This is a genomic window from Enterococcus songbeiensis (assembly GCF_005405265.1).
GTDB lineage: Bacteria > Bacillota > Bacilli > Lactobacillales > Enterococcaceae > Enterococcus_C > Enterococcus_C songbeiensis.
In genome coordinates this window covers 153,149-169,238 of record NZ_BJDS01000003.1, presented here as the reverse complement: position 1 = coordinate 169,238, position 16,090 = coordinate 153,149, and the positions used below count along the sequence as shown (strand labels likewise).

The window sequence follows — 16,090 nt, the reverse complement described above, 5'->3', positions numbered from 1 at the left end:
GAGTGAAGTTTGTGAAAGTACGTCGTAGTGAACGATTGATCGACATGACACATTATTTATTGGATCATCCTCATGAGTTGATTCCATTGACCTTTTTTGCCAAACGCTATGAATCTGCGAAATCTTCCATCAGTGAGGATCTTGCCATTGCAAAAAAAACCTTTAAGAAGCGGGGAACGGGAATTTTAGAAACGATTCCCGGTGCGGCTGGCGGGGTGGTATTTATTCCTGAGATTCCGAAAGAAGAAGCCAAGCGCTATATTGAGGCGTTGGCTGCTCGTTTATCGGAACAAGATCGATTGTTGCCAGGCGGCTATGTTTATTTATCTGATTTATTGGGAGAGCCTGATTTGTTGCGGCAAGTGGGACGAATCATTGCCTCAAAATATCTAGGGCAAAAAATCGATGCGGTGATGACGGTAGCCACAAAGGGCGTACCGATTGCTCAAGCAGTTTCCTATTACTTGAACGTACCTTTTGTGATTGTACGGCGGGACTCTAAAATTACTGAAGGGTCAACAGTTAGTGTTAATTATGTTTCCGGTTCTTCTGAACGAATCGAAAAAATGGAATTGTCCAAACGTAGTCTAAAACGAGGCTCTCGGGTCTTAGTCGTGGATGATTTTATGAAGGGCGGCGGCACAATCAACGGTATGCAAAGCCTGATTGAAGAATTTGAATGTGATTTGGTGGGCGTGACGGTTTTTGCAGAAGCCAAATTCAAAGGAACCCGGGCAATTACGGAATATACCTCTTTGCTTTACGTACAGGATGTAGATACTCAGACAAAAACAATCTCGGTAGTGCCGGGAAATTATTTCACCGAATAAAGAAAGCAAAACGAAACGTCCATTACTTAACTGGGCGTTTTTTTCTAAATTGGTATGGCTGTTTAATGGCTGATGCAGTTGCAATCAGTTGCGAATTGGGCTACACTTAGACAGTAAAAAAGTGAAGAGATGCTAGTTCCTCTAAATACAAGTTGAGTAGTGGAATGGTATGTGGCACGACAATCAAATTAAATTTTCTGAAAAGAAAATTTAATTCATAAAAAGGAGTAAGGATGCCAGTTCCTCTAAATACAAGTTGAGTAGTGGAATGGTATGCGGCACGACAATCAAATTAAATTTTCTGAAAAGAAGATTTAATTCATAAAAAGGAGTAAGGATGCCAGTTCCTCTAAGTACAAGTTGAGTAGTGGAATGGTATGCGGCACGACAATCAAATTAAATTTTCTGAAAAGAAAATTTAATTCATAAAAAGGAGTAAGGATGCCAGTTCCTCTAAGTACAAGTTGAGTAGTGGAATGGTATGCGGCACGACAATCAAATTAAATTTTCTAAAAAGAAAATTTAATTCATAAAAAGGAGTAAGGAGTGAACAGTGTGACAGCACGTTTTGCAATTATTTTGGCAGCGGGAAAAGGGACCCGTATGAAATCCAAGTTATATAAGGTTTTACATCCAGTCTGTGGTAAACCAATGGTGGAGCATATCATCAATCGAGTGTCAGAAACACAGCCTCAGGAAATCATCACAGTGGTTGGACATGGCGCAGATAAAGTGAAAGAACAACTAGGCACTCGGAGCCAGTATGCCTTGCAGGCAGAACAATTAGGCACCGGGCATGCTGTCTTGCAGGTAGAACCTTTTCTAAAAGGCAAGAAGGGCACTACGCTGGTTATCAGCGGAGATACCCCGTTATTGACGACGGAGACCTTGAACAATCTCTTTGAATACCATCAAGGAAAAAACGCCAGTGCGACAATTTTAACAGCAGATGCGGCGGATCCTACCGGGTACGGACGTATTATTCGCGATCACGTCGGTATTGTTGAAAAAATCGTGGAACAAAAAGATGCAAATCCAGAAGAAGCAGCTGTGACGGAGATCAATACCGGTACATATTGTTTCGACAATGAACTATTATTTGATGCCTTGGCACATCTGGATACAGACAATGCCCAAGGAGAATACTATTTGACGGATATTATTGAAATTTTGAAGGCCAATGGCAACACGGTTGCGGCCTATCAAACCAAAAATTTTGAAGAGTCCCTTGGTGTGAACGATCGAGTAGCGTTGTCACAGGCCAATCGTTTGATGCGAGAACGAATCAATCATCAACACATGTTAAACGGTGTATCCTTGATTGATCCGGCAGCTACCTATATTGATGCAGATATCAAAATCGGTGCTGAAACGGTCATTGAACCCGGTGTTTATTTAAAAGGCAATACGGTAATCGGTGAAGGGTGTGTTATCACGGCGCAATCACAAATTGTTGACAGCACAATTGAAGACGATGTAGTCATCAAGTCATCGATCATTGAGGAAAGTCTGGTGAAAAAAGGTGCGGATGTCGGTCCGTTTGCTCACCTGCGTCCAAAAGCGGAAATTCATGAAAAAGCCCATATCGGAAACTTTGTTGAAATCAAGAATGCCCAAATCGGTGAAGGAACCAAGGTGGGTCATTTGACTTACGTTGGGGATGCGACCCTTGGCAAAGAAATCAATGTCGGTTGCGGCGTGGTGTTCGTGAACTATGACGGCAAACAAAAATACCATACGAACGTTGGCGACCACAGCTTTATCGGTTCTAACGCAAACCTAGTCGGACCAGTGGAAGTAGCGCCTCATACATCGATTGCTGCCGGCACGACGGTGACTCAAGATGTTCCTGAATTTGCGATGGCAATCGGTCGGGTTCGTCAAGAAAACAAAGCAGACTATGCCAAAAAATTACCTTTTTTAGCTGAAACATTTATGAATAACGGGAAATAACTTGATTTCTCAGACAAAAATGACTACTATTTACTAGGAAGAGTTGCTAGTAACTAGTAGTTTTCTTATTGTACGAAAAGAAAGTGGAGGTTCTCATGTCAAATCATTATTTTGATCCAAGATTGAAAATTTTTGCATTGAATTCAAATCGTCCTTTGGCAGAAAAAATCGCGGCAGCCGTTGGTGTGGAATTAGGAAAATGTACTGTGAAACAATTCAGCGATGGTGAAATCCAAGTCAATATCGAGGAAAGTATCCGTGGTGCACACGTCTATGTGATCCAATCAACCAGCAGTCCGGTAAACGATAATTTAATGGAATTATTGATCATGATTGATGCCTTAAAACGCGCCAGTGCAAAAACAATCAACGTGGTCATGCCTTATTACGGCTATGCTCGTCAAGACCGCAAGGCACGCTCCCGCGAACCAATTACCGCAAAATTAGTTGCAAATATGTTAGAAAAAGCCGGTGCTACGCGAATGGTCACACTTGACCTGCACGCAGCCCAAATCCAAGGATTTTTTGATATCCCCGTTGATCATTTAATGGGGGCTCCGCTTATTGCTAATTATTTCTTAGAAAAAGGAATCAAAGGCGATGACGTAGTGGTGGTATCTCCAGACCATGGCGGCGTGACCCGCGCTCGTAAATTGGCTGAATTTTTGAAATCACCGATTGCGATCATCGACAAACGCCGTCCTAAAGCCAATGTTGCGGAAGTTATGAACATCATTGGGCATGTGGAAGGCAAAATTTGTGTCTTGATTGATGACATGATTGATACAGCTGGCACGATCACTCTGGCTGCCAATGCACTGAAAGAAGCTGGGGCAAAAAGTGTGTATGCTTCTTGTACGCATCCTGTTTTATCAGGTCCAGCCTTGCAGCGAATCCAAGATTCAGCGATCGAACGTTGTGTCGTTACTGACTCAATCTATCTTCCAGAAGACCGTCGAACAGAAAAAATCGACGAAATCAGCGTTGGCGATTTGATGGGAGAAGCAATCAAACGAATTCATGAAAACAAACCAGTAAGTCCACTTTTCGAAACCAAACCTCAATAAGAGATTCTTGATGGATCAAAAACCCTCAGGCGCGTGCCTGGGGGTTTTTTGGTGTTGATTTCTCTGTGTATTCCAAGACCAGGAAGTTTTCTTCTCTTTTTTCTTCTCTTCCTATTGAAAAAGTTTTTTCTAAAAAATGATTTTGCTCAAACCGCGTATTTACCAATAGAGAAGGAAAAAAAGGAGACGTTTATGGATATTCAGACATTTTCTGATGAATTAATCTGTTTTGGTCGTGAGAAAAGAATGCAGGATTTGGCAATCCATCCATGGGGAGAGGAGGTTCGGATTGTTTTTCGTAAAAATAATCAGTTGTTGTCCTATCAAGAAACGACATATGAAATTGCTCAACAACTTATCAGCCGCTTTAAATATCTGGGAGCAATGGATGTGGGAGAGAAGCGGAAAGTTCAATTAGGCGCAATCACTTATCCTTTACAGGAAACCTTTCAACGACTGCGACTTTCCACTGTAGGAGATTATCGTCAACGGGAAAGTTTGGTGATTCGTTTCTTGTATCCGTTAAAGGAAAGTCAGCATTTTTTTCTGCCTCAACAGCTAACGATGGTTGAGGAACAAACGACACGCAATGGGCTGTATCTTTTTAGCGGTCCCACCGGCAGTGGTAAGACAACCTTGATGTATCATTTGGCTAAAAGAGAACGGGGACAAGTGATTACCATTGAAGATCCGGTGGAAATCGAGGAACCGCAATTTTTACAACTGCAAACCAATGAAAAAATACTGCAGACCTATGATCGGCTGATTCAGCTTTCTTTGCGGCATCGCCCAGATGTTTTGATCATTGGTGAGATTCGGGATAAACAGACGGCACAGGCAGCGATTCGGGCTGCACTGACAGGACACAAAGTTTTTGCGACGGTTCATGCGCGTGGAGTAGCAGAAACAATGGATCGTATGCAGGATTTTATCGGTAAAAATCAAGAGCTGAATCATTGTTTGGCAGGTATCATCTACCAACGATTATTACCGGATCAAAAAGGACAAACCGCGGGATTATTGGCTTATGATTTTAAAAAGTCACCTGAAATCAAAACGGATTGGCAGGAAACGTTAACGAAAATCTATCAAGAGGGTCTAATCAATGAAGCAATTTTTCAAAAGGAAGGGTAAAAGCAGTTGGGGTAGGGAGACGAGCCAACGCTTGCTTTTTACTAAAACGTTGGCAGATTTATTGGAAAATGGGTTTACTCTGCAGGAAGCATTAGGCGTAATTGATCGCAGTCAAAGAATCGAACAACACTTGATTAAGAGATTTCAACACTGTTTAGTGACCGGTGCATCGCTGGCAGAAGGATTTCGTCAGCTTGGTTTTTCGCCGCAAGAGATTGCTCAGATTCAATTGGCAGAAGAACATGGCAATGTTTGTGGGACATTGCGAACGATCGAAACCCACTTGACCCTTTGGCGGAAACAACAGCAGGCTTTTCGGAAAGTTGCGACCTATCCGTTAATATTGATTGTCTTTGTACTGACAGTCCTTCTCAGTATGCGGCAGTTTTTACTGCCACAGCTTCTTGCAACAGAAATGGTGAAAGCCGATCATCCCGGCGTCTTATTTTTGCGGGTCGCCCCTTATAGTTTGGGGTTACTAGTCCTTTTTTCGACTATCGGTCTACTTTATTTTCAACGGCAAAATCGACGACGCTCTGCACTAGCAAAGGCTGTCATGTGGAGCCGACTGCCTCTTGTTGGAACGTTGTATCAGTTGTACATGGCAGCTTATTTTTCCTTGGAGTGGGGGAAGTTATTTACCCAAGGTGTAGAGATTCGCGAAATTATTTCTTTAATGAGGCAGACGATTACTGATTCTCTCATGAATGAGTTGGCTGCTGAACTGCATCAAACTTTGCATCATGGCCTATCCCTTTCGGAAAAATTAGCAGAATACCCATTTTTGACACGGGAATTTTCGTTGATTGTTTTTCAAGGAGAAGCTAAGGGCAAGCTGGGAGAGGAATTATTGATTTATAGCGAATTGACTCGAGATTTGCTTTTACAACGGGTGGAACACCTGCTGCAGTGGATTCAACCAATTATTTTTCTGATCGTTGCGTTGCTGATTATCAGCGTATATGGCGCGATGTTTTTACCAATTTACAGTAATATGGGAGGAATTTCAGGATGAAAAAATGGCAATGGACATTAAAAAAACAGAGTAGTTTTAATAAGAAAAAAGGTAGATATTCTGGATTTACGTTGATAGAAATGCTGATTGTATTGCTAATTATCAGCGTGCTGGTATTGTTATTCGTTCCAAATTTGGCAAAACACCAAAAAGTCGCAAACAAAGAAAGTGAGCGGGCAGTCATTCAGGTGGTGGAGACTCAAATGGAGCTGTATCAGATTGAATTCCCAGATAAGTCAAAGCCCACTGCGGAGGAACTGGAAAAAGAGAGGTATATTACCTCAGAGCAATTAGCAAAATACAACATAGCCAAAGAAAAGCAATATGACTAGACGTGGTTTTACTATTGCAGAAACGTTGCTGGTGTTATTGATTTTTAGTTTTTTTTCACTCTTGCCCGCTTTTGCTTTACAGCGATGGCAACAGATGATGGCAGTGGATCAATTTTTTTCTCGATTGGAAAAAAGTATTTTAGTCACACAGCAAGTAGCAATTACTGATAAGATCCAGACACAGTTTGCGTTGACTTGGGACAACACGGCGATTTTTTTCCGAACATCGAAACTGCCGGAAAGTCAGTTGCCGCAGCTGACAATTCCTAACGAGATAACCGTAGACATTTTCACACCAATGGCATTTTCTGCCCGAAAAGGAAATAACAGTGAAATGAGAACCATCACTTTTCGTTGGCCAAAACAACAGCAGACGATTCAATATAAATTTCAATTTGGGAGTGGTCACTATCAAAAAATCGTTAAATAAAGGCTTCATTTTGCTGGAAACACTTTTTTCTCTCCTATTATTGAGCAGTTGTTTGTTTTTCTATCTTTTGGGGGAGATGAAGATGCTGGCGCAAAGCGATCGGTTGTTGGAAAAGGCCCGTACTGCACGAATCATGTATGAGGAAACGAAGGCGTACGCAAATCATGGTGGTTCCACGATTCGTGAAGTTCAATACGAGCATCCCTATCAAGTAGTTATTCAAAAAAATCACCGAATTCAGCAAGTCGAGGTTCGTTCAGCCGCGGATCAGTTGGTGATTTCCTTTGAGTAACCAAAAGAAGCGCCAAATTCATCGCGGTTTTACACTGTTGGAGTGTTTATTTGCGTTGCTAATTCTCAGCGGTTTTTTATTGCTAACAAACGGAACGATTCAGCACCACAAGCAGCTCGCCCCATTGTTGATGCGGCGGAACCGACAGGAGTTTGAAGTTTTTTTAATCCAGCTAGAAAATGAATTACAGGAACGAACCTTTGAAAAAAGTACCGCTACTGAAATAAATTTTAAGACGCATGTTGTTGATACGGTTCCTTCGGTGATTCGTACGACGATCAAAGTACAAAATGAGATGATTATCAAAAATGAAAATGGCGGGTACCATCCGTTGCTGGTAGATGTTAAAAAAGTTTTGTTCCATCAAACAGATACGGGAATTGACATCAAAGTGTGGTTCTTTAATGGAGATATTAATTATGGCAAATGGATTTTTCCAAAAACCTAAAGGCAGTATCATGTTTTCGGCAGTTTTACTGGTTTTTTTATTTAGCATGCTGTTACTGACCGCCCTGGAAAATCATCGCTTGGCGGTTACCTTTGCAATCCGAACGAAAAAATTATATATCGCCAAAACGATTAAAGAAATGTTTTGGTATGAGTATGAACAGCAGGAAAATCCACCGGAAAAAGGTGTAGTGACGTTTAATGTGGGGGCTGTCCGGTATCAGACGACGGCGGGGAATCTGCTGATTTGGATTGATCATGGCGGTGGGACTTTTTATTTTGAGGAATCGCTAAAAAAAGACACAGATAAAACAGTTCTGGAAAATGACTGACACAGCAGACTGAAAAGCCTTTCATTAGTGCTTTTCGGCTGCTGTTTTTTGGCTTGAAAGAAAAAATGCAGGGAGTACTTCTAAAAAATTTCCCGTGAAACCAATTGATAAATCGTGGCGAATCAGCTAGAATTAAACAGGTATAAAAGTTGTTATAACTAAGACAAAGCGAGGTGCGGGATGTTTCCAGAAAAAATCGAAAAAAGTTTTGAGTTGACCCTCGAAGCGATTCAATTATTACAAAATGCATTGGAATCATCTTTTCTTGATGCCTATATCGAGAATGCCGAAAACATGATTGATCATTTTCAAGTGCGTGTAATTGATGGCGTTCCCAATGCAGAGACTGTAAAAAAGGTCGAAGCCATCTATCAACAGCTTCAAGAAATCCCATTAGAAGCCGAAGAAATACGGAAATTGGCCCAACTTTTGCTACTAAAGGGCGGGAAATTTGAACAACTTCAACCAAACCACCAATTGACTCCCGATGGTATCGGCTTTTTGTTTGTCTATTTGCTGGAACAGCTTTATCCTAAAAAAGGGGATCTGACTGTTTTAGATATAAGTGTTGGCATGGGGAATTTATTGCTGACAGTTTTATTGAATTTGCAAAATGCCGGATACCGGATGAAGGGATACGGCGTGGACATCGATGAGACTCTTTTAGCGGTTGCAGCAGCGACTAGCGATTGGACCCATGGAGAGGTGCAGTTGTTTCATCAAGACGGTTTGCAAGAGCTGTTGATTGATCCAATGGATGCAGTTATCAGTGATCTGCCTGTGGGCTATTATCCCCATGATGAAAAAGCTGAAAAGTTTTTGACGGCAGCAAAGGAAAATCATAGTTTTGCCCATCATCTATTGATGGAACAAGCAATGAATTATGTAAAAGAAAACAGTTTCGGGTTCTTTTTGGTACCCAGCAACTTTTTGGAAACAGAGCAAAGTCAGGCATTGAAGCAGCTTTTTATTGAAAAAGTCTATCTGCAAGCAATTATTCAACTGCCAGATGAATTGTTCAAAAATGAAGTGTCTCGAAAAAGCATTATTATTTTGCAGCAAAAAGGCGAACATGCCAAACAGGCGGAAGTTTTAGTGGCAAAACTTGCCACATTGAAAGATTCGGCAAAAGTAGCGGAATTCTTTAAAGAATTTGAAGCTTGGAAAACGGCAAATCTATAACTTGCAAGATCCTCGTGACAGGTGTCGTAAGGGGTTCAAAATAAATCAATCGGATGAAGGAGAGTACTATGTCTAAAACAATCGCAATCAATGCAGGTAGTTCAAGTTTGAAATGGCAATTGTATCAAATGCCAGAAGAAACCGTTATCGCAAAAGGAATCGTTGAACGAATCGGTTTGAAAGACTCGATCTTTACGATCAAATATGGCGAGGGAGAAAAATTCGAAACGGTCGTTGACATCGATGACCATGAAATCGCAGTTCAAATGTTATTGGATCACTTGATTGAATTACACATTTTAGGTTCCTACGATGAAATTACCGGTGTAGGTCACCGGGTGGTAGCGGGTGGCGAATACTTCAAGGATTCTACGATTATTACGGATGATGTTCTGGAAAAAATCGAGGAATTAGCAGAATTGGCACCATTGCATAATCCAGCAAATGCAATGGGAATTAAAGCCTTCAAACATATTTTACCAAATATTATCAGTGTGGCGGTTTTTGACACGTCTTTCCATACAACGATGCCAAAAGTGAACTACATGTACAGTATTCCAAAAGAATATTATGAAAAATATGCAGCCCGTAAATACGGAGCTCACGGAACTAGCCATCGTTACGTTTCAGAACGGGCAATCCAATTTTTAAATAAACCAGCAGAAGAAACCAAAATCATCACTTGCCATATCGGAAACGGCGCTTCGATCACAGCCGTGAAGGGCGGAAAATCAGTAGATACATCCATGGGCTTTACGCCTCTTGCCGGTGTAACGATGGGCACTCGTTCTGGGGACATTGACGCTTCTCTTCTTCCTTATTTAATGCGTAAAGAAGGCATTGAAGATGTTAATGAAATGATTGACATTTTGAATAAAAAATCAGGAATTTTAGGATTGTCCGGTATTTCCAGTGACATGCGAGACGTTCAAAAAGCGGCTGCCAGCCACAATGAAGATGCCGAACTGACCATCGAATTGTATGCAGACCGTATCCGTAAATATATCGCACAATACATTTCTGTTATGAACGGTGTAGATGCGATTGTCTTTACAGCCGGTGTTGGGGAAAATGCTGCTTACGTTCGTGAAGCTGTCTTGAAACCAATGACATGGTTCGGTATTAAATTAAATCCAACAGTAAATAATTTGATCCACGGCGAAGAAGCAGAAATCACTTCTCCTGATTCACAAGTCAAAGTGTTTGTTATTCCAACTGACGAAGAAGTTATGATTGCCAGAGATGTGCAACGAATTGGTGCAAAGTTGAATTAAGCTAGTACTAAATTATTTTGGAAATAGCCAGAATGTTGACGGCTTTTTTTACCCTTATGTAAGTTTTAGAGCTATGTTGTTTTGAAAACTACCAACATAAAAAACGTATAAAATGACGAGAAATCGTTCGTTTTATACGTTTTTTAACTTCTTTGCCGTGTCTTCTTGTTATTTTTCCTTGCTATGATAGAATTCTAGCAACGGGAGATGAGGAAGTATGATTTTATTGGGATCGTTGGTCAACGGATTGGCAATTATTGGCGGCAGTCTGCTAGGGGCTGTCCTACGCAATATTAGTGAACAAACAAAGGATACCGTCACGAAAGGTATTGGGATCGGCGTTATTGCTTTGGGACTTCAAATGGCGATCAAAACAGATTCCTTCACACTGGTTATCATCAGCTTATGCGTAGGAGCTTTGATTGGTGAAGGGTTAAAAATTGAAGATGGCATGAATCGGCTAGGGCTTTTTTTGCAGAAACATTTTGCAAAATCTAATGGGAATTTTGCGGAAGGATTTGTTACTAGTTCATTGATTTTTGTAGTTGGCTCCATGGGAATCATCGGTGCAATCCAAAGCGGCGTTTCCGGCGACAACCAGACGCTATACACCAAAGCTGTTATGGACGGATTCTTAGCGATTATGCTGACAGCTTCATTAGGAATCGGTGTTCTTTTTTCTAGTTTGCCGGTTTTCATCTATCAAGGAATCATCACACTGTTTGCTAGTATAGTCGTTAGGTATGTGCCACAAGAATTATTGACTATTTTAGTGGCAGGAATCAGTCAGATCGGTGGACTTCTGATTATTGCGATTGGATTAAATCTTATTAAACTGACCAATATTCGTGTATCTAATTTTTTACCTAGTTTGATTATTTTGGTTTTCTTTTTGATGCTAAAGTATTATTCCTTCTAAACAATGGTAATCTGTTCGCAGGACTGTTTTGTAGCCGCATGATCCCAGTTTCAAGCTTTGTTATTTTGAGGGGTCAATCGAGTGGAAGAGGGGTATAGGGAAATTTTCTGTTATAGAATTAATGAGAAGAATAAAATCATTTTAGAAGAATTCAAGAAGTAATTTGCTAGCTGTTAAAATAAGTTTCTCATTGAAGAGGAACGATTTTGTATTGGGTTCTTGAACTGAAAAAAGTACCTATCCTAACCAAAAACCCCCATACAGACAGCTTATCAAAAGCTGCCTGTATGGGGGTTTACCTATGCGGGAAATGGGAGTCGAACCCACACGAGCTAAGCTCATACGCACCTGAAGCGCACGCGTCTGCCATTCCGCCATTCCCGCAAGTCGCCTCATTCAAGACCACATGTTATAGGATAATCGAAATAGCTGAAATTTGCAAAGATTTTTTGGTGTTTAGTCAATGTTTTTTGTTTTTGCTTTTTTGGTACCAATAGAAAAAAGCAATCAGGCCTAAAACGCCAGTGATCACCGCCGTAAGGACGTCTTGAGCAATCAGGCTGAAGAAGGAGACACCTAGCAGCAAAACGGCGAAAATGCCGATAAATAGTTCGATTTTCATCATAGCAAGCTCCTTTAAAAGTAAATAAGTTCCGCTTATTTCAATCGGGTGACGGCTTCTTCAACAGTAGCAACGAAGAAAACCTGTGTGCCTTGGTTGCACTCGTAAATAAAGTCCTTCAGTGCTTTGCTGGTATAGGAGCTGAAATCTCCGACGATGGCTAAACGAATAGCGTATTGGGCAAATTTTTGTAAAATTTCACCCGCTAATTTGGTTCGCAGATCAAAAAAATCCTCCGTAAAGGCTTCTTTTTTTAAGATAATAGCATTCGTATCATGGGCAAAGGAAAGAGAAAAAGCAAGATCTAATGCACCCTGCGAATCTTGAATGATTTTTTCGGGTTCGGCAAAAACTATTCTTTCCTTTTTTTCTTGATAAATGCGGGTATTCATATAAACTTCCTTTCTAAAACTATTTTCTCGTGGCTTCTTCCAACGCAGGGTCGCGGTCGGCCTGGTAATCAGCAAGGGCGGTTTGGATTACTCGTTGGGGCAAAACGCCAATATTGTGATGGGGACGTCCATCAGGATAACAAACCTTTTTTGCTGTGATTTGAAAAATACCGCCCGTTTTCAACGAAATCCAAGCGGGTTGTCCGGTGGAACCGGCACTGGCTGTTCCGATGAGGGTGGCCCGCTGCTGCGTATCAAAGGCAATCAAAAAATTTTCTGCAGAAGAATAGGTTCCTTCATTTTGTAAAATCATTACCGGCATATCGGCTAATTTTCCACAATATTCTGGGGTAAAGGAGTATTCCTCACTTTTTTCCAAATACTGATGTTGAAAAGTTTGCAGGCACTCTAATTCGGAAGCCTCCCATGTTTCTTTCTGTTGATGAAGAAGTTGGGAGCCGTTTGCGTATTTTTCCAAATCAATGACTTGGCGAAAGGCCCCCTCAACGGGGAACCTTTCAGTAAAGAAGGCTTGGCAAATTTGATCGGCATACCCAGAATTTCCGCCAGGATTGTTTCGTAGATCAAAGATGAGAGCCGTTTGCTTTGAAAGCCAAGGAAGCTGGTCATAAAAACTGCGAACAACTGCTTCTGAAGCAAAATTCTTCAATTGGATATAGGCTTTGTCTGCTAGTTGATAAAAGGCAGCAGATGAATTTTCTGCAATCCATTTGGCCGTTTTCGGGAGAGCATTTCTTTCCACAAATTTTGGGGACTCCGATTCAAAGGGGATTTCGATCGATTCTAAGGCAAAAGTTAACGTATAGTTTTCTTGCAAAATAAAAAAAGCATAATCAGTAAATTCCTGCAAAGCAAAATTAATTTTTTCATGCCAAAAATACGGCAAGACTTTTTCTGCCAAGAAGTCTTCTGGTGTCAGGCCGTTTATCAAACGAATCGGTTGATAAAGAAATTGTTGGTAAGCCGCGGTGGCCTTTGAAATACATAACTGATTCTCAATCCAGCAAAAACTAATGGGGGAAAAGGTCGTTCTTGCTAAGGCTTGTGGCGGATAAACAGTCGTGTGGCCATCATTTAATTGGGCGGTTCCTTTCATCAGGTGTAAATAAAAAGCTCTTTCCGACATTCCCTCAACAATCTGAGGCAAACAGCCTTCAAACCAGTCCTCCCATTGGCGCATGGTCTCCTTTTGCCAATAGGGAAAAATATTCTTGGCCTCTGAAAAAACAGTCATTGCGTCCGCTAGTTGGTCATACATAGACATCATCCAATCGTAGAAAGGTTTTTCTTATTATAGCATGTTGTTTAGGAGGCAACTAAAAAAAATTCAAACAAACTGCTTGACGAACTCGCTACATAGTATTAATATGTACTGGAACCTAGTGATAATAAGTACCTAAGTCAACCAGTGGAAAAAAGTTTTCTTATTTGTAGACTACCTAGTATTACTACGTACGATAGCAAGATAAAATAGCAATTGAGAAAGGAAAAGTTATGAAAGGACTAACGGAATTACTTAAAGGGGTTTTGGAAGGAATCGTACTTCAAAAAATTGCCAAGGGCGAGACCTACGGCTATGAGATCACCAATTATTTGGTTGATCTGGGTTTTGAAGATATCGTCGAAGGAACCGTGTATACCGTTTTATTACGGTTGGAGAAAAAAGGCTTGTTGGCAGTTGAAAAACGCAAATCGGAAATGGGACCGCCGCGAAAATTTTATACATTGAATGAAGCTGGACGTCTCTATTTGGCAGAATTTTGGGAGAAGTGGTCATTTTTAGAGGCCCGTTTGCAGGAATTAAAAGGGGAGAATTAATATGAAAAACTGGTATACATCGATGCGTAACGATAAAAAAAGATACAAAGCTTATGTGAAGGCAAAGGCACAGTTGCCTGACGATTATGAAAAAGCGCTGACCGCACTGGATCACTACATGATGAATTTTGTTGGCAACAGTGAATTTATGGGAATTTTTGAAGACTTGCTGCAATTGTTTGCCGATGGCGCTGCTGAAGGACGTTCTATCAACGAGTTGGTCGGCAACGATCCAGTAAAATTTGCGGATGACATCATGGCAGAATATCCGGAGGTGCTATGGTACAGCAAGACGCGAAAAAAATTAAAAGATGAATTTGAAAGGATCGAAAAATAAAATGAATACATTTCAGACAAAACCAGTGATTACCATTGATCACGCAAAAAAACAATTTGGCAACGTCAGTGTCTTAAAAGATATTTCCATGACCATCCAAAAAGGGGAGATTTACACTCTATTAGGAGAAAATGGTGCTGGAAAAACGACACTGATCAAAATGATGACGACACTTTTGCAGCCGGATAGCGGCGAGATCACCATTGCCGGACTATCCGTCACCAAACAGCCCAATGAAGTCCGGGAACTAATTAGTTTAAATTCACAAGAAGCGACAGTAGATATGTTTTTTAGCGGCTACGAGAATCTACGGTTGATTGCCCAGTTACGTGGAGTAAAAAATGAAAAAGCGGAGATTCGACAATTAGCGAAACGACTTGGTTTGGAAGAATTTATTGATCGACGTGTGGCAGATTATTCTGGCGGGATGCGTCGTCGGTTGGATATTGCCATGTCCCTAGTCGGCGATCCGGAAATTCTTTTTCTAGATGAACCGACCACTGGTGTCGATCCTAAAAATCGTTTAGAAATTTGGCGCATCATTCGGGAAATCAGTGACGCCGGCAAAACCATTTTTCTAACGACACAATATTTGGATGAAGCCGATCGTCTGTCAGATCACATTTCTTTTCTGCATAAAGGAGAAATCGTGTTGACCGGCACACCGGCAGAATTAAAGAAAAATACCAATAAAAAAGTTGAAATTACAGTAGAAGCGGCGCAACAAAGCCAAGCAGTATCCTTGTTGACTCAAGCTGGGATTTCTTTTGAAGCTCAAGCCACGGGTGTGACGATTGAAGAAAGCGATCAGTTACAAGTATTGGCACTGTTTGTGGAGCATCAGATAACGATTACTGCTTTGAAAGCCGAAGAAGTCAGTCTGGAAACAATATTCTTAACGATTACAAAGGAGAAAAAATGAAAACTTTAATTCAATTATCTGCTTTAACGAAGCGGATCTTAAAACAAAACCTAACGAATACCGATACTTTGATCACCGTTTTTGGGACACCGATTTTTATGTTGCTGTTTTTTGTCTATGTATTTGGAGGCAGCATCAGTTTAAATGGAACAGAAACCAATACGGTGGATTACTTGAACTACGCCTTGCCAGGATTTATGTTGATTACCATGACCATGGGTTCAGCTTATACTTCTCTGCGGATCAACATGGATAAAACCAGCGGCTTCTTAGATCGCTTGCACACTTTGCCAATCAAACGCTGGATTGTTCTTGGCTCTCATATCGTTGCCTCTGTGATTTTCATGTTGTTGTCTGAACTGACAACCTTTGTTGTGGGAATGATCATGGGCTTTCGTCCAGAATTTTCGGCGGGAAATCTGCTGTTGTTCTTGCTGATTTCCATCCTGTTTGCCTTTGCCATGACAATGATTTCCATTCCCTTTTCGATTTCAGCTAAAAGCTGGGAAAGTGCCGGTAGTTTTTCTTACCTGTTGATTATGCTTCTATTTGTCAGCTCAGCATTTGTACCAACGAGTGGGATGGCAAAACCGATTGCGATTTTTGCCGATCATCAACCAATGACACCGATTGTTGAAACAACTCGCGGCTTGCTGATGGAAAATATCGCCCTGAAAAACGGCGATCTGTTAAGCGCCTTTATCTGGCTGATTGCGTTAGTCGTGGTCTTTGGTATCCTATCTTATCGAAAATACCAAAAAGTCTTTTAAA

General features: G+C 41.0%; 20 protein-coding genes and 1 tRNA gene. 17 read left to right on the top strand and 4 right to left on the bottom strand.

From position 1 onward, the window contains the following. Positions 1 to 11 precede the first annotated feature (11 nt). From purR to FFM66_RS02685, 13 genes are all read left to right on the top strand, one after another. Positions 12 to 830 (top strand): pur operon repressor, encoded by an 819-nt coding sequence (gene purR / locus FFM66_RS02745; protein ID WP_048603216.1) that lies wholly within the window; start codon positions 12 to 14, stop codon positions 828 to 830. Positions 831 to 1,385: 555 nt separating this feature from the next. Next, entirely contained in the window at positions 1,386 to 2,783 is a 1,398-nt protein-coding gene (gene glmU / locus FFM66_RS02740) for a bifunctional UDP-N-acetylglucosamine diphosphorylase/glucosamine-1-phosphate N-acetyltransferase GlmU (RefSeq protein WP_048603217.1), read from the top strand. Positions 2,784 to 2,878: 95 nt separating this feature from the next. Beyond that, complete coding sequence (locus FFM66_RS02735) at positions 2,879 to 3,850, top strand: ribose-phosphate diphosphokinase (protein WP_048603218.1); 972 nt, start codon at positions 2,879 to 2,881, stop codon at positions 3,848 to 3,850. A 192-nt stretch (positions 3,851 to 4,042) separates the two neighbouring features. After that, the gene (gene comGA, locus FFM66_RS02730) at positions 4,043 to 4,984 is read left to right on the top strand and encodes a competence type IV pilus ATPase ComGA (RefSeq protein ID WP_137604945.1); all 942 of its coding nucleotides are present in this window, start codon (positions 4,043 to 4,045) and stop codon (positions 4,982 to 4,984) included. Continuing rightward, entirely contained in the window at positions 4,956 to 5,999 is a 1,044-nt protein-coding gene (gene comGB / locus FFM66_RS02725; RefSeq protein ID WP_137604944.1) for a competence type IV pilus assembly protein ComGB, read from the top strand. Before comGA ends, comGB begins: the two co-directional genes overlap by 29 nt. Beyond that, positions 5,996 to 6,331, top strand: a complete 336-nt coding sequence (comGC, locus tag FFM66_RS02720) for a competence type IV pilus major pilin ComGC (RefSeq protein ID WP_137604943.1) — start codon at positions 5,996 to 5,998, stop codon at positions 6,329 to 6,331. The genes comGB and comGC overlap by 4 nt, the downstream gene beginning before the upstream one ends. Next, positions 6,324 to 6,761: a competence type IV pilus minor pilin ComGD gene (comGD, locus tag FFM66_RS02715; RefSeq protein ID WP_048603220.1), complete on the top strand. Its 438-nt coding sequence runs from the start codon at positions 6,324 to 6,326 to the stop codon at positions 6,759 to 6,761. Before comGC ends, comGD begins: the two co-directional genes overlap by 8 nt. An 82-nt stretch (positions 6,762 to 6,843) precedes the next feature. Then, positions 6,844 to 7,053, top strand: a complete 210-nt coding sequence (locus FFM66_RS02710) for a hypothetical protein (RefSeq protein ID WP_161526964.1) — start codon at positions 6,844 to 6,846, stop codon at positions 7,051 to 7,053. Then, a complete protein-coding gene (gene comGF, locus FFM66_RS02705; RefSeq protein ID WP_137604941.1) occupies positions 7,046 to 7,501 on the top strand; it encodes a competence type IV pilus minor pilin ComGF in 456 nt (151 codons plus the stop codon). The genes FFM66_RS02710 and comGF overlap by 8 nt, the downstream gene beginning before the upstream one ends. Next, the gene (gene comGG, locus FFM66_RS02700) at positions 7,473 to 7,832 is read left to right on the top strand and encodes a competence type IV pilus minor pilin ComGG (RefSeq protein WP_137604940.1); all 360 of its coding nucleotides are present in this window, start codon (positions 7,473 to 7,475) and stop codon (positions 7,830 to 7,832) included. Before comGF ends, comGG begins: the two co-directional genes overlap by 29 nt. Before the next feature lie 180 nt (positions 7,833 to 8,012). Continuing rightward, entirely contained in the window at positions 8,013 to 9,014 is a 1,002-nt protein-coding gene (locus tag FFM66_RS02695; RefSeq protein WP_048603224.1) for a class I SAM-dependent methyltransferase, read from the top strand. 68 nt (positions 9,015 to 9,082) lie between these two features. Beyond that, a complete protein-coding gene (locus FFM66_RS02690; RefSeq protein WP_137604939.1) occupies positions 9,083 to 10,288 on the top strand; it encodes an acetate/propionate family kinase in 1,206 nt (401 codons plus the stop codon). Between the two features lie 217 nt (positions 10,289 to 10,505). After that, positions 10,506 to 11,207, top strand: coding sequence for a DUF554 domain-containing protein (locus tag FFM66_RS02685; RefSeq protein WP_048603226.1), 702 nt, complete (start codon positions 10,506 to 10,508; stop codon positions 11,205 to 11,207). Between the two features lie 302 nt (positions 11,208 to 11,509). Here the strand turns inward: FFM66_RS02685 and FFM66_RS02680 are convergent. The 4 genes from FFM66_RS02680 to FFM66_RS02670 all read right to left on the bottom strand — a co-directional run bounded on the left by FFM66_RS02680 (position 11,510) and on the right by FFM66_RS02670 (position 13,500). Beyond that, positions 11,510 to 11,591 (bottom strand) — tRNA-Leu (locus FFM66_RS02680). Positions 11,592 to 11,667: 76 nt separating this feature from the next. Next, positions 11,668 to 11,829 carry a hypothetical protein gene (locus FFM66_RS11310; protein ID WP_156171197.1) on the bottom strand — a complete coding sequence of 54 codons (162 nt, stop codon included), beginning with the start codon at positions 11,827 to 11,829 and terminating at the stop codon, positions 11,668 to 11,670. Between the two features lie 35 nt (positions 11,830 to 11,864). Beyond that, a complete protein-coding gene (locus FFM66_RS02675; protein ID WP_048603227.1) occupies positions 11,865 to 12,221 on the bottom strand; it encodes a DUF4180 domain-containing protein in 357 nt (118 codons plus the stop codon). A 19-nt stretch (positions 12,222 to 12,240) separates the two neighbouring features. Beyond that, positions 12,241 to 13,500 carry a S41 family peptidase gene (locus FFM66_RS02670; RefSeq protein WP_171000780.1) on the bottom strand — a complete coding sequence of 420 codons (1,260 nt, stop codon included), beginning with the start codon at positions 13,498 to 13,500 and terminating at the stop codon, positions 12,241 to 12,243. Positions 13,501 to 13,736: 236 nt separating this feature from the next. Here FFM66_RS02670 and FFM66_RS02665 point away from each other — a divergent pair, with 236 nt between their 5' ends. From FFM66_RS02665 to FFM66_RS02650, 4 genes are read left to right on the top strand one after another with little or no spacing between them, the layout of a single operon-like run. Continuing rightward, positions 13,737 to 14,060: a PadR family transcriptional regulator gene (locus FFM66_RS02665; protein WP_048603230.1), complete on the top strand. Its 324-nt coding sequence runs from the start codon at positions 13,737 to 13,739 to the stop codon at positions 14,058 to 14,060. Position 14,061: 1 nt separating this feature from the next. Further along, on the top strand, positions 14,062 to 14,397 hold the full coding sequence (locus tag FFM66_RS02660) for a DUF1048 domain-containing protein (protein WP_048603231.1): 336 nt from the start codon (positions 14,062 to 14,064) through the stop codon (positions 14,395 to 14,397). Between the two features lies 1 nt (position 14,398). Further along, the gene (locus FFM66_RS02655) at positions 14,399 to 15,319 is read left to right on the top strand and encodes an ABC transporter ATP-binding protein (RefSeq protein ID WP_048603395.1); all 921 of its coding nucleotides are present in this window, start codon (positions 14,399 to 14,401) and stop codon (positions 15,317 to 15,319) included. Further along, positions 15,316 to 16,089 carry an ABC transporter permease gene (locus tag FFM66_RS02650; protein WP_048603232.1) on the top strand — a complete coding sequence of 258 codons (774 nt, stop codon included), beginning with the start codon at positions 15,316 to 15,318 and terminating at the stop codon, positions 16,087 to 16,089. Before FFM66_RS02655 ends, FFM66_RS02650 begins: the two co-directional genes overlap by 4 nt. Position 16,090: the final 1 nt, after the last annotated feature.